General features: G+C 68.2%; 12 protein-coding genes and 3 pseudogenes. 5 read left to right on the plus strand and 10 right to left on the minus strand.

Annotated features, from left to right (window positions below; all coding sequences use genetic code 11):
- Positions 1-419: 419 nt before the first annotated feature.
- The 4 genes from ABH927_RS33450 to ABH927_RS33465 all read right to left on the minus strand — a co-directional run bounded on the left by ABH927_RS33450 (position 420) and on the right by ABH927_RS33465 (position 1,739).
- Entirely contained in the window at positions 420-818 is a 399-nt protein-coding gene (locus ABH927_RS33450) for a zinc ribbon domain-containing protein (RefSeq protein WP_370028404.1), read from the minus strand.
- 39 nt (positions 819-857) lie between these two features.
- On the minus strand, positions 858-1,103 hold the full coding sequence (locus ABH927_RS33455) for a hypothetical protein (protein ID WP_370028406.1): 246 nt from the start codon (positions 1,101-1,103) through the stop codon (positions 858-860).
- A gap of 121 nt (positions 1,104-1,224) precedes the next feature.
- Positions 1,225-1,392, minus strand: coding sequence for a hypothetical protein (locus tag ABH927_RS33460; protein WP_370028408.1), 168 nt, complete (start codon positions 1,390-1,392; stop codon positions 1,225-1,227).
- Between the two features lie 194 nt (positions 1,393-1,586).
- Entirely contained in the window at positions 1,587-1,739 is a 153-nt protein-coding gene (locus ABH927_RS33465; protein ID WP_370028410.1) for a hypothetical protein, read from the minus strand.
- Between the two features lie 113 nt (positions 1,740-1,852).
- Between ABH927_RS33465 and ABH927_RS33470 the strand changes: the two genes are divergently transcribed.
- Both ABH927_RS33470 and ABH927_RS33475 read left to right on the plus strand, forming a co-directional pair.
- Positions 1,853-2,743, plus strand: a complete 891-nt coding sequence (locus ABH927_RS33470) for an SDR family NAD(P)-dependent oxidoreductase (protein ID WP_370028411.1) — start codon at positions 1,853-1,855, stop codon at positions 2,741-2,743.
- A gap of 62 nt (positions 2,744-2,805) precedes the next feature.
- Positions 2,806-3,387, plus strand: a complete 582-nt coding sequence (locus ABH927_RS33475) for a TetR/AcrR family transcriptional regulator (RefSeq protein WP_370028413.1) — start codon at positions 2,806-2,808, stop codon at positions 3,385-3,387.
- Positions 3,388-3,513: 126 nt separating this feature from the next.
- On the opposite strand, the pseudogene ABH927_RS33480 reads toward ABH927_RS33475, so the two are convergent.
- A pseudogene (locus ABH927_RS33480) lies at positions 3,514-3,651 on the minus strand (malate dehydrogenase); the annotation flags it as partial.
- A gap of 140 nt (positions 3,652-3,791) precedes the next feature.
- Between ABH927_RS33480 and ABH927_RS33485 the strand changes: the two are divergent.
- Together ABH927_RS33485 and ABH927_RS33490 are read left to right on the plus strand one after the other, a co-directional pair.
- Positions 3,792-4,112: a hypothetical protein gene (locus ABH927_RS33485; protein WP_370028414.1), complete on the plus strand. Its 321-nt coding sequence runs from the start codon at positions 3,792-3,794 to the stop codon at positions 4,110-4,112.
- Positions 4,113-4,560: 448 nt separating this feature from the next.
- Positions 4,561-5,181 (plus strand): hypothetical protein, encoded by a 621-nt coding sequence (locus ABH927_RS33490; RefSeq protein ID WP_370028416.1) that lies wholly within the window; start codon positions 4,561-4,563, stop codon positions 5,179-5,181.
- Between the two features lie 596 nt (positions 5,182-5,777).
- On the opposite strand, the gene ABH927_RS33495 is transcribed toward ABH927_RS33490, so the two are convergent.
- Positions 5,778-6,263 (minus strand): hypothetical protein, encoded by a 486-nt coding sequence (locus ABH927_RS33495; RefSeq protein WP_370028417.1) that lies wholly within the window; start codon positions 6,261-6,263, stop codon positions 5,778-5,780.
- 926 nt (positions 6,264-7,189) lie between these two features.
- Between ABH927_RS33495 and ABH927_RS33500 the strand changes: the two are divergent.
- Positions 7,190-7,479 (plus strand): annotated as a pseudogene (locus ABH927_RS33500) (substrate-binding domain-containing protein).
- Here the strand turns inward: ABH927_RS33500 and ABH927_RS33505 are convergent.
- The 4 genes and pseudogenes from ABH927_RS33505 to ABH927_RS33520 form a co-directional block, all read right to left on the minus strand.
- Positions 7,476-9,944 carry a cation-translocating P-type ATPase gene (locus ABH927_RS33505; protein ID WP_370028418.1) on the minus strand — a complete coding sequence of 823 codons (2,469 nt, stop codon included), beginning with the start codon at positions 9,942-9,944 and terminating at the stop codon, positions 7,476-7,478. The pseudogene ABH927_RS33500 and the gene ABH927_RS33505 overlap by 4 nt on opposite strands.
- The gene (locus ABH927_RS33510; protein ID WP_370028419.1) at positions 9,941-10,216 is read right to left on the minus strand and encodes a universal stress protein; all 276 of its coding nucleotides are present in this window, start codon (positions 10,214-10,216) and stop codon (positions 9,941-9,943) included. Before ABH927_RS33510 ends, ABH927_RS33505 begins: the two co-directional genes overlap by 4 nt.
- A complete protein-coding gene (locus tag ABH927_RS33515; RefSeq protein WP_370028421.1) occupies positions 10,213-10,581 on the minus strand; it encodes a universal stress protein in 369 nt (122 codons plus the stop codon). The genes ABH927_RS33510 and ABH927_RS33515 overlap by 4 nt, the downstream gene beginning before the upstream one ends.
- Positions 10,582-10,610: 29 nt before the next feature.
- Positions 10,611-12,387, minus strand: a pseudogene (locus tag ABH927_RS33520) (hypothetical protein).
- Between the last annotated feature and the right edge of the window lie 67 nt (positions 12,388-12,454).

The raw sequence follows: 12,454 nt of genomic DNA on the forward strand, positions 1-12,454 counted from the left end.
TCCTAACTCCCCGTGTTTCCTATCTCTGGAGACATGCTCCACCGGGGTTTCCTATGTCTCGAGACACCCGTTTCCTATGTCCTGAACCAGAACACTGCCGGGGGCACTCACCAAATCTTCGGCACAGGCGCCTGCCTCCGGCAGGTGCCTGTTCTCGTTTCCGGGAAGTTTCTTCTGCCACCGCCGCGACTCCTTCGATCGTCTCGTGGTCCAGGGTGATTCGGATCAACGCCACTCCAAGGCGGGCGTCATAGCGAATCTCCAGGTGGAAAGCCGTGAACAGCTCGCGCTGGAGCTCTTCGGGCAGCTCAGCGAGCTTCGTTTGAAGCATCGGGAGCTTGTGGAGCAGGTCGGTTTGGTGGTCGCGAGCGGGCGGACTCGCCTCGGCATCGGCAAGCTCCTGTGCCTTGGTCCGGCGCTCACCTTCCAGCTCGGTGAAGCGGGTCTTCGCGAACGCGGACGACCTTCGGATGGCCAGGGAAACGGTCCTCCCTGCCATGATGGTTACGGTCGGGCTGGCACACGTAGTAGGCGTCCTGGGCCTTGCGGCGCGTCTCGGTCTGGCCGAACATGCGCCGGTCACAAAGATCGCAATGGATGAAGGAACGCAGCAGGTACGTTCGGCGCGCCTGCGGGTGCGTGTTGAGCTGCGCACCCGAACGCGAGGTGTTGCGCGTCCCGCCGACCTTCAGGGCGCTCTCGTAGATCTCCCGGGTGACCAGAGGTTCATGGGTCGGGCGCTCCGACCAGACCCAGGCGCTGGGTGGTTGAGCATGCTGCGGTTCGTGCCACGACGGCTGGTGGTCGGCGGTGCTCACGGCGTCGGCTTCTCCTGTGAAGGCGCGACAACGAGCGGGTCATGCATGGGGGTTGCCTTCCTCGGTGGTGGAAGCGGGGGCGGTGCAATCGTCGAAGGGCTGGTCGAGGGCGACTGGCGCGGTGGTTCCGGGCCTGACTCGGGTTCCGATGCCGATCCCGTACGTCGGCAGGTCGTCGGGGAAGTCGGGCATGCGGAACAGGTGCAGACCGCGATCGGCGAGCCACTGCTCTAAGGGCGCACGCAACACGGGATGGATGCACACCTGGATCACGTCGTCACCCATTGCCGCCCCCGGTCTCGCGGCGAGCGCCCGTCACCTCGTGGTCGATCTGGGCGCACGCGTTCGGCGGCAGCTCCTCGCCGTCGGTGTGCGGCCTGCCACGAGACAGGGCCATCGATCTCGATCAGTTCGCCGACGGGCCACATGCCGGGCCGCGGGTCCTGGCTTCCGGGACGGCGACACAGCTGAGGTCGTAGTCGAGCAGGACCGCGCCGCACCAGGCGCAGCGCTGGCGAAGCTGGGCGCCGACTTGGATGTCCGGCCCGGCGATGTGCACGACGCTCTCAGCCACGGTCGCCCCCGGCCTGCTCGGCGGTGGGGGCAGGGGCAGCGCCATCTGCACGAGCCCGGCCGGGCGGGCACGGCCCGGGTTACCCTGCCGGGTGTCGGGAGGGGAAAAGACCCGCACCCCGCGCCGGACGGGCAGCCCGGGACTTCCCGCACCACCTGTTGTGGGACTTGGGCGCCCCGCCCCTCCCCGCCCTGTCACACGCACTGCTCGCGCCACCACACCTCCACCGGCACCGGCCCGTAGCACGTCACCGTGTACGCGGGGTCGCCCAGCCGCGCCTGGTACGTCGACCCCGCCCACTCGCCCGGCGGGACGTGCCAGATCAGGTGCCCGTACGGGCAGACCACGCGGCCACTTACCCGGTCCCCGCCAAACACTAAATGGATAACTCATCCGGGTGTGTGCTACGGTCACATCAAAGCGGATGAACTATCCGAATATGTGTGGGAGTGGATGAGTCATGAAGCGGACAGCTGTGATCACGGCAGGGACGGCGGGCATCGGTCTGGAGACGGCACTGGGGCTGGCCGCCGCCGGGTTCGCGGTCACCGTGGTCGGACGCGACGCCGACCGGGGCGCCCGCGCGGTCGACCGGATCAACGCGACGACACCGGCGCACCCCGCCCGGTTTCTGCCCGCAGACCTCGCCTCACTCGACGAGGTCCGCGCGCTCGCCGGCCGGATCGCCTCCGACCACGCCGCCTCGGGCGAGCCGCTGACCGTGCTGGTCAACAACGTCGGGGCGATGTTCGCCGACCGACGGGACGTGGGCGGCGTCGAGGCGTCGTTCGTCGTCAACCACCTCTCGCCGTACCTGCTCACCGAACTGCTGCTGCCCACGCTGACGGCCGGTGCGCCGAGCAGGATCGTGAACGTGACCTCGGGCTCGGTCGGGGTCGCGAAGCGGGTGTTCGAGGCCGTCGAGCCGCCCGGCGGCTACTACGGCTTCCACTGGTACGGCCGCGCCAAGCTCGCCAACCTCGCCTACACGCTCGACCTGGCCGCACGGCTGGACGGCACGGGCGTCTCGGTCTTCGCCGCCGATCCCGGAGGTGCCGCGACCGACATGACCAACGGCACCCTGGCCGATCCGAAGATCGTCTCGCCCGGCCTGCGGCTGCTGTGGCCGCTGGTGCGGCGCAAGTTCGAGCGCTCGACCTCGGGGCCGGCGTCCCTGGCGGCCAGGCCCTCGATCGTCGCCGCCACCGACGACGCGCTGACCGGTCAGACCGGCGTCATCATCGGCCCTCAGGCACGCCCGGTGGCGCCGTTCCGCGCGGCGACCGACCCCCGCATCGCCGAAGCCGTGCGCCGACTCAGCGAACGGCACGCGCCCCTCGCGGCCGCCTGACGCGATCGGCGACGTCATCGCGGCGGGACGATCCGGATGGGCTATCCAATTAGACTGCGCTCATGACGACCACGCCGCTGCGCAAGGACGCCGCCCGCAACTGGGACAGGATCGTCGCCGTCGCCCGTGACCTGGTCGACGAGGGCACACCCTTGCAACTCAACGACGTCGCCCGCCGCGCCGGACTCGGAGTCGGCACCGTCTACCGGCACTTCCCCACGGCCGAAGCGCTGCTGGAGACCATCGCCGCCCCCTGCCTGGAAGCCCTCGCCACCCAGGGCGTGCAGGCACTGACCGACGCCGACCCCTGGCACGCGCTGCAGAGCTTCCTCCTCCGCGTCGTCGAAGCACAGGTCAGCGACGCATCCCTGTCCACGGTCGCCGCCGCACCTACCGACACCCTGCCGCGCACCACGGAACTCAAGCGGTCCCTGCGGTCGGCCGGCACCACACTGCTCGACCGGGCCCGCGAGGCCGGGGTGGTCCGCCCCGACTTGGCCTCAGCCGACCTGGTCCCGCTCATGTGCGGCATCGCCTACGCCGCACACGTCCACAGCGGTACCCCCGCCGACCGGGTCGCCACCGCCCATCGCTACCTGGCCACGCTGCTCGGGGGCCTGCGCGCCACACCACCGAACACGTGAGAAACGCTCACAATCTCGATGTCGACTATTCCCCGCGAACCGGCGGGGCCGCCGGCTGCGGCGCAGTTCGACGACTTCGACCACACCGCCGGTGCCAAGCCGCGCGGGTACGCCGAGGAACACGTCGTCCAGGCCGTACTCCCCATGCAGCAGCACCGAGGCCGGCACCGGATCGGCGGTGGCGCCACGCATGGCGTCGAGTAGTTCGACCACGGCGTGCGCCGGGGCGATGAACGCGGAGCCGGTACGGCGGAGCGCGACCACGGCGGCGCCGCCGTCGATGGTCTCTCGCTGGGTTCGCGGATGACCAGCGCTGACCCCATGGGGTCGATTCGGTGGTCATGTGCGCGATCGTCAGCACCTGGTCGTGCCCGCGCTCCCACACGTCGGCAAAGGCGCCCAGGATGGCTGCGCTGGTCTCCATGCGGGCGGGCAGCGGGATCACCGCGAGGATCTTGCTGAAGTCAGGCATGGCCGTCTCCGGTCTGCCCCTCCTGGCCGATGAGGTCCTGGGCGTCGGGCTCGGCGACGATGCGCCTCGCGAGCTGGTCACGTGTCGGCGGGCGCCCGCCGAGTCTCATGACCTTTCCATCGAGGTCGTACTGGACGAACACCTCATCGCCGTACAGGGCCTGGATGTGCTCGACGGGGACATGAAGAACGTCGGCTACGTAGATGGCCTCGGCGAGCCGGTCGGCGTACTGGGCGGCGACGCCGTGGGGTGAGCACCAGTCCCTCATGTCGTGCGCGAACCGGATGACCCGGGCCAGCGCGGCGCGTAGAAGCTCTTGCTCGTCGGTTATGGATCGCGGCTTCGGAGACGTTAAGATCAGAAACAAGCACAACATGAACGCCATAGCCACTCACGAAATAACCCTGCACCCGTTGCGCGGAATCGCACCGGATGCTTTTATCATGACCCGCTATCACTATCTCGGCAGAGCATACGATTACCAGTGCAGTGGAGCGCTGTGGTGGAAAGAGTGTAGCGTGCGTCGCACCATGGACGTCAGGACCGTCGTCGATTTCAATACGGAGTCAGCGAAATATAAAGACACCTTGGGTGTCATCACCACATACTGCCAAGGAATCACTAGGTGCCCAGACTGGGTGCCGGGAGTAATTACTCACCCGGTTCTTCCGATGCCGTAATGATTACTGGCGAGAGGTACGATGAGGATCGACGGTAGACAGGACGACGCGCCCGACGTGGTGAGGTCCCTTCGATTGGTGTACGAAGTGGCGGCGCTGCAGAGAGCCAATGCCGATATCGGAATCGGTCTTGTCTCTATTGCCCTAGGTCCGCAAAGCGCGACACTGACCATCGAGCAGCCTAACTACGATGCAGCCGAAGTCGACGTCGATTACATGGCCTCTCGAGGGGAGGCCCTCCGCGACGCACTTATCGCAGAGGGCTTCCCCGTCCGGCTGGCGCCACCAGACGATGGCACACTGGGAATACCTTCACCAGCGGCCTCCCACCTTCACAAACACGCCTGGATCATGAAACAGGTCGCCTACGGCACCGACCCTTGGACCGTATACGGTCGCAACTGGGCAGGCGATCTACTGCAAATTCGCTTATCTGCCACGAAATACACAGACGCAGTCTTCCATATTGACGGACATGAGCAAACGTTAACGTTTTCCGTCTCGCACGAGACACTTCCGGATAACATAATTGGCTTAAACTATTCGTTAGTCGATCTTATAAGCGGGTACTGTAGCAACCCTCAGCACTTAGGCCAGCTGACTATCGAGGAAGACGCAGCAGGAGTTCGAGTATTCATCTGAATGCATACTTCAGATAAGCCTCAGCATCCAAGGCGCGCAGGGTAACAACACCCCTTGATTTGTCGCTGCGTCCTCGGGCGTACGGCCGCTTGGAGTGAGGCAGCAAATCGACTCGTAATTGTTGACGCAGGGACCCGTGTGCCTTCTGGCTGCTTCTGCGGCTACAGGTCAGCGCCCCGCATTGGGTTATCGCGGCGTTTTGTCGATGGCGCCGGACGTATGGGATTCGTACGGCTCGGTGAAGGTGCCGACCGCAGGTACATCACGGTATGCGACAGCGGCAAGGACAACATGAGGTATAGGCGGAATACCCGGTATCCTTCCTGCTCACGCACCCCGTCAAAGACGAGAGAAGCGATGAGCTCGCCCGCGAAAAGACAACGTCTTTGAGGCACATAAACCATATTCAGGCCCTGTATTGGTCGATATGGCGGCACAAAGAAGTGCAATCCGTCTGCCCGCCTATGATGATCACGGCGTGTCTCTGAAAGGCGACGGTGTGCAGAAGGCTATAGGATTGACAACGACCGATCTCAATCTGCCTTTGATCACAGAATTGAAGTTGGTCGGAGGGCCGGTTCTTCATGAACCGGCCCTCACTCTTCTGGCAGGCATCGCTTCAACAGGAGAAAGCCGGGCATCTCGCTTTTCGGCCGGATTCCGACGTCGAAGATCTCCGGCTCCTCGAAGACGGGCTCTCCGCTCGGACGACGCGCGTACGCGACGCGCCCGTAGTCAACGCCGTCATCTCGATCGAAGTTCATCCACGTGATGGCCTCTTGCTCGCCCTCCCGGAGAGGGTGATTGGAGACCGCTCGTACGGCGATCGTGCTCGGCGGCGTGAACAACCACACCTGCGGAACCGCCATCACCCAACGCGTGGCGTCGATTTCAAGGACCTTGTCCGCCGCCCTGGTCTCGAACGCGGTCGCAGCAGCCCGGTCCCGCAGGTAGTCGTAATCACTCAGGAACAACCTGCGCTGGCCTTCCATCGCGACGAGCGCAGGGCACTCCCTGGCCACGATGTTCTTCTCCAGGCGCTCCACCACGTCGAACAGCAGATGCGCAGTTGCCTCGTTCATGTCGCCTCCACCACCTCGGTTGCGGCGTGCACCGCTTCGTCAGGGTCGCAGAAACGGCCATGGACGGGGCAGAGCTCGGAGAAGCTCTGCGGCGTGGCGCATCAGGCGCTTGGCGGCCACCGGCGCATAGACAGGGGCGCGTACTCGCCCCGGCGCGGCGGCCGAGCTGGGAAGCGGCGGGGACCGCGCGCCCAACGGGTGCGAAGCGCTCTATTCGGTGTCCCTCAGCAGTTTCTCGCGTGGGCGTGGACTGCTGCGTCGAGCATAGGCGACGCTCTGACGACATCGGCTCGGCATCGCCCACCCTCGTGCCACGGGGCGCTTTCGATACATGGCATCCTCTTTCCGTTCGGGTACGGCCCCCGCCTTTGCCAAGGCAGGGAGCCGTACAGATAGCGGCAGCGTTAGATCTCAGGCGGCGACGGCGAGCGGCTGATCCAGCACTGCGGATAGGGTGCGCAGAGTCCCGCGGTCGAGTTCGTCGATGCCGCCGGTAACCGCGCGGACCATGTTGCGTTCGGCTCGATCGGCGCCGCGTAGGGTCACCGCAGCGGCCTGCGCAACATGCGCGAACGGGCCGAGAAGCTGGGCGGTTCGTTCACCGCGCGGTCCCCTGCGGAGGGTGGCACCCGGTTGTCTTGGACGGTCCCGCTCGGCTGAGAACTCAGTGCGCCGGAACGGGCCGTTCTACCCCAATGGGCGCCCGCACGCACCATTGCGGTCGAGAGGAAGTTGCATTCCCGCCGAGTCGAATCGCATAGAACCCAGCCTGGTACGCATGCCGCATGAGATGCCCTGCTCAGGGCCAAAGGTCACCTCTGGTCGGCTTGTCCAAGAGGCGGTATACGGCGGCCATGCCGTCCTTGCGGTGGTAGCCGGAGATCGGCAGCCCGCGGCGAATTGCGCGGGAACGGGCCGAGGGTCCCGTGCCGGACGCGGTCTTCTGCGCGACCGACCTGCTGGCCCAGGGCGCGATCAGGGTGCTGCTCGAACGCGGCCTGCGGGTACCGGCGACGTGTCCGTCGCCAGGTTCGACGACATCGACGAGGGCCGCTACAGCACGCCGTCGCTGACGACGATCTCCCCCGACAAGCGGCAGATCGCCGAGACGGCCGTCAAACGGCTGCTGGCCCGCACCGAGGCCAAGGGCGACCTGCCGGACCGCGACGCGGTGACGCGCTTCTCACTCGCCGTCCGCGAGAGCACCGGCGGCTAGGCGGCCTGACGCCCGTCGCCGGATCTGGACAGGAGCCGGGGCAGGTCGCACAGTAGCGGGGTGAGCAGCCCGGCGGCGAGCGCGATGAGCCAGCCGATCGGCGGGAGCGGGACCAGGACGAGCAGGGCGCCCAGGGCGGGCACCAGTGTCACGAGCGCTTGGAGGGCGGCGGCGCTGGTCACCGCGATCAGGACGGCCCGGCCGTGCCACCAGCCGCGTTCGAACGTCCAGCGGCGGGAACGTGCGACGTAGGCGAGGGTCAGCCGGGCGAAGACCAGGGCCAGCACCGCCTGCGTACGGACCTGCTCCTCGCTCCAGCCGAGGCGCCTGGCGATCTCGACGGCCACGAAGACCAGGGCGCCGACGACGAGCGCACGCCCGGCGATGCGGATCAGGACGGGCCGGGCCAGCAGGCCGCCACGGCCGGGCGGCCGGGTGAGCGGGTCGCCGGCGGGGCGGTCGACGCCGAGGGCGATGGCGGGGATGCCGTCCAGGACCAGGTTGATCCACAGCAGGTGGACGGGCAGCAGCGGGATGATCAGGTCGGGCCAGACCAGGAGGCCGACCAGGACGAGGAAGATCTCGGCCAGGTTGCCGGCGAGCAGGTAGCCGATCATCGAGTGGACGTTGTGGCGCAGCCGGCGTCCCTCGCGGACGCCGATGACGATGGTGCCGAGTTCGCCGTCGGTGACCACGACGGCGGCGGCTTCGCGGGCCACGTCGGTGCCCTCGTCGCCGGCCATGGCGACGCCGACGTCGGCGTGCCGGAGGGCGGGGGCGTCGTTGACTCCGTCGCCGGTCATGGTGACGACCTCGCCGCGCTCGCGCAGGGCGCGGACAAGGTCGAGTTTTGTGGCGGGGTCGACGCGGGCGATCACACCGGCCGCGACGAGCCGTTCGGCGCGGTCGGACCCGGTCAGGGCGGAGCCGGTGACGACAGGGTCGGGGTGGATACCGACCTGTTCGGCGACGGCGCGGGCGGTGTCGGTGTGGTCGCCGGTGACCATGACCACGCGGATGCCGGCCGCCCGGCAGTCGGCCACGGCCTGACCGGCCGAGGAGCGGATCTCATCGCGCAGTCCCAGGAGCCCGATCGGGCGCAGGTCGCCCGCGTCCAGGTCGGTGGTGCCGCCCTGGGCGACCGCGAGGACGCGCAGACCACGTCCGGTCAGATCGGGTACGGTCCGAACCAGGCGTTCTGTCTCGGGGCCGGGGGCGCAGCGGGCGAGGACCACTTCGGGCGCCCCCTTCACGGTCAGCAGCGGCCCGTCGGTGACGACGGCCATGGAGCGGGTCTCCGCGTCGAACGGCCGGGTCGCCAGCCGGGTCTCGGCGGGCGGCAGCCGTACACCGCGCTCGTTCGCGGCGGTCGCCAGGGCGACGTCGACTCCGTCGCCCAGCCCGTCGCGGGCGTCGTTGCAGCGCAGGACGGCCGCCCACAGACCGTCCTCGTCCACGCTGGCGTGGTCGACGACGGTGAGCCTGCCGGTGGTGAGCGTCCCGGTCTTGTCGGTGGCGATCACAGTGGTCGCGCCGAGCGCTTCGATCGCCGACAGCCGGCGCACGATGAGGCCCAGGCCCGCCATCCGCTGAGAACCTAGCGCCAGGGCGGTGGTGACGGCGGCGGCCAGGCTCTCCGGCACGGCCGCGATGGCCAGGGCGACGCCGGCCAGGATGATGTCGAGCAGGGCGGCCTCGCCGCCGGCGACCCGTGTCAGCCCGAGAGCGACCATCGCCACGCCCGCGACGATCGCCACAAGGCCGATCCGGCGCGAGACCTGCGCGAGTTCGATCTCCAGCGGGCCCTTGGTCCGGCCTTTCAGCGCCGAGGCGATGCGACCCATCTCGGTCTGAGCGCCGGTCCGTTCGACCCGTGCGGTGCCGGAGCCGCGGACGACCAGAGTGCCGGAGAACAGGTCGCCGGTGCGGTCGCCGAGATGGACGTCGCCACCGTGGGCGCCGCCGCCCATCTTGGCGGCTGATCGGGACTCGCCGGTGAGCGTCGCCTCGTCCACGCCGAGGGAGGCCGAGTCGATCACGGCGGCGTCGGCCGGCACCCGGTCGCCGGCGGCGACTTCGATCAGGTCGCCCGGCACGACCTGGGTGGCCGGGACACGCTGAGTGACTCCCGCGCGGTGGACCTTGGCCATGGGCGCGGTGAGCGTGCGCAGCGCGCGAACGGCCTGGTCGGCCTTGGCCTCCTGACTGACTCCGATGATCACGTTCACCAGCAGGATGGCCACGATCGCGGCGCCCTCGGGGATCTCCCGCAGGACCAGCAGGGTGACGAGACCGGCGAGCAGCAGCATGATCGAGAATGGGTCGGCCAGTTGCCGTACCGCACGGCCGAACATTGTCGGCGGACGGGGTTGGGGAAGCTCGTTCGGCCCGTGCTCGGCCAGGGCCCGTGCCGCCTGTTCGTCGGTGAGGCCGGTGAGGCCGGATGGCGCATCCAGAAGGGTCATGAGTTGGCTCTCCGGCTCCCGACGACGGCGACGGGACAGTGCGCGTGGTGCAGGACGGCGTGACCGACCGAGCCCAGCAGGGCGCCGGCGATCCCGCCGAGGCCGCGCGATCCCACGACGACGAGTTCGGCGCCGCGAGAGGCGGCCGCCAGGACGTGCCCCGGGTGTCCGCGCACGGCCGACTCGATCACCTCGACGCCGGGATACTTGTCCCGCCACGGCGCCAGGTCCTGCACGGCGGCGCTGGACTGCAGGTCGAACAGCCGGTTCATGAGGTCGGTGTACGCGCCGACGGGTGGCGCGAAGCCGGGCATCTGCCAGGCGTAGAGCGCGCGCAGCCGGGCGCCGCGCTCGCGAGTCGTTCGATCACGGCGCCGGTGATCAGATTCGTGATCACCTCGATGCCGGGCGCTCGCGCGCGGGCGAGCTCGGCCGCGGCGGCGAGCACGTTCTGGCCGTGGGTCGTCAGCGACTCGTCGATGCCGACCGCGCGCATCGGGTACTCGTTGGCCAAGGGTTCCCGCACATGCACGATCCGCAGCGCCGCGTTCGTCCGTGCGGCGTCGTCGGCAGCCCACTCCACCGCGGCGTTCGCGGACGCGGACCCGTCGATGCCTACTACTACGCATCCAGTCATGGTCGTTTCCTTTCGGGGGATGGGCGTGTTTACCGCGGCCAGGTCCAGTCACGGATCTCGGGGTCGTCCTCACCGTGCTCGCGGGTGTGGGCGCGGGCGCGTAGCCGGGCGTCCTGCATCCGTAGCCGCAGGTGCGCTTGTTCGAGGCCCAGGCCGGGGACGCGGTCGATGACGTCCATGACCAGGTGGTAGCGGTCGATGTCGTTGAGCATGGCCATGTCGAAGGGCGTGGACGACGGCCTCCTCCATGGTGAACAGGTCCAGGACGGGCTGCTTGCCGACGACGATGACGTTGACATAGTCGCGGGAGCGCAGGCAGTGGTCGGCGACCGACAGCAGGGTGTTGGCGTCCGGCGGCAGATGGACGCGGACGATCTCGGGCTTCTTGTTCATGACCACCTCCAGGAAGCCCGGGTCCTGATGGCTGAAGCCGTTTTGTCCTGGCGCCACACGTGGGAGGACAGCAAGTAGTTGAGCGAGGCGATCGGACTCCGCCACGGGATGTCGCGGAACGCCTCCAGCCACTTGGCGTGCTGGTTGAACGCCTCCAGCCACTTGGCGTGCTGGTTGAACATGGCGTCGACGATGTGGATGAACGCCTCGTAGCAGTTGAACAGGCCGTGCCGTCCGGTCAGCAGGTAGCCCTCCAGCCAGCCCTGACACAGGTGCTCGCTCAGCACCTCCATGACCCGCCCGCCGGCGGCCAGGTGCTGGTCGGTCGGCAGGACGGACGCGTTCCAGGCGCGGCCGGTGGCCTCGAAGACGGCGTTCAGCCGGTTGGAGGCGGTCTCATCCGGCCCCATGAGGCTGAAGTTGTCCGGGTTGGCGGCGACATCGCGCAGGTACGTCCCCAGGACGCGCGTGGGTTCAGTCCACTGGACGGCCGGCGCCTTGACCTCCACGGCGTTGTCCCGGAAGTCGGGCAGTACCAGCGGCCGAAGGAGTTCGCCTCCGTTGGCGTACGGGCTGGCGCTCATCCGGTGGTCGCCGCGTGACACGGTCTCCCGGATCTCGGCGACCGGGCTGCCGGCGTCGTCGAAGAGGTCCTCGGGCCGGTAGGAGCGCATCCACTCCTCCAGCATCGCCAGTTGGGCGGGGTTGTCGCGGACACCGATGAGCGGCACCTGGTGGGCGCGCCAGGTTCTCTCGACGGGCAGGCCGTCGACCTCGCGGGGGCCGGTCCAGCCCTTGGGCGTGCGCAGGATGAGCATCGGCAGGCGGTCGGCCCGCCCGTCCTTGTAGGCGGCGATCTCGTCGAAGATCGAGTCGAGGGTCTCGGCCATCAGGGCGTGCACGACGACGGGATCGTCGCCCGCGACGATGTGGGGGCGGTAGCCGTACCCTTGCATGAGCTTGACCAACTCCTCTTCGGGGATGCGGGCCAGCACCGCCGGGTTGGCGATCTTGTAACCGTTCAGGTGCAGGATGGGCAGCACCACGCCGTCGTGGGCTGGGTCAGGAACTTGTTGGAATGCCAGCTTGCCGCCAACGGGCCCGTCTCCGCCTCACCGTCGCCGATGACGCAGGCGACGACCAGGTCCGGGTTGTCGAACGCCGCGCCGTAGGCATGTGCGAGGGCGTAGCCGAGTTCGCCGCCCTCGTGCAGGGAGCCCGGCGTCTGCGGGGCCACGTGGCCGGGGATGCCGCCGGGGAAGGCGTCGTCCCCCAGTGCCCGAGCAGCCGGGGCTTGATGTGCCCCGGCTGGGGGGTTCGCTCAGCCAATGGGTTGCCCATCAAGTAGATCTGGCCAACCGACAGGTAGTTCGAGGCGCGCCAATACGCGTCAATCCGCTCAAGAGTGTCCACACCATCGACAATCCGCGCACATAGTGTGCGCCGGGTAGGGGCGTAGGTCCCGACCAATGCGGCCCCC

It is taken from the genome of Planotetraspora sp. GP83, from assembly GCF_041262585.1.
GTDB lineage: Bacteria > Actinomycetota > Actinomycetes > Streptosporangiales > Streptosporangiaceae > JAOEGB01.

Coding starts and splice junctions, on each gene's coding strand:
- ABH927_RS33475 (WP_370028413.1), top strand. CDS start 2,806: ATGACGACCACGCCGCTGCGCAAGGACGCCGCCCGCAACTGGGACAGG.
- ABH927_RS33515 (WP_370028421.1), bottom strand. CDS start 10,581: ATGACTGGATGCGTAGTAGTAGGCATCGACGGGTCCGCGTCCGCGAAC.
- ABH927_RS33505 (WP_370028418.1), bottom strand. CDS start 9,944: ATGACCCTTCTGGATGCGCCATCCGGCCTCACCGGCCTCACCGACGAA.
- ABH927_RS33470 (WP_370028411.1), top strand. CDS start 1,853: ATGAAGCGGACAGCTGTGATCACGGCAGGGACGGCGGGCATCGGTCTG.
- ABH927_RS33510 (WP_370028419.1), bottom strand. CDS start 10,216: ATGAACCGGCTGTTCGACCTGCAGTCCAGCGCCGCCGTGCAGGACCTG.
- ABH927_RS33455 (WP_370028406.1), bottom strand. CDS start 1,103: ATGGGTGACGACGTGATCCAGGTGTGCATCCATCCCGTGTTGCGTGCG.
- ABH927_RS33485 (WP_370028414.1), top strand. CDS start 3,792: ATGGCTGCGCTGGTCTCCATGCGGGCGGGCAGCGGGATCACCGCGAGG.
- ABH927_RS33495 (WP_370028417.1), bottom strand. CDS start 6,263: ATGAACGAGGCAACTGCGCATCTGCTGTTCGACGTGGTGGAGCGCCTG.
- ABH927_RS33490 (WP_370028416.1), top strand. CDS start 4,561: ATGAGGATCGACGGTAGACAGGACGACGCGCCCGACGTGGTGAGGTCC.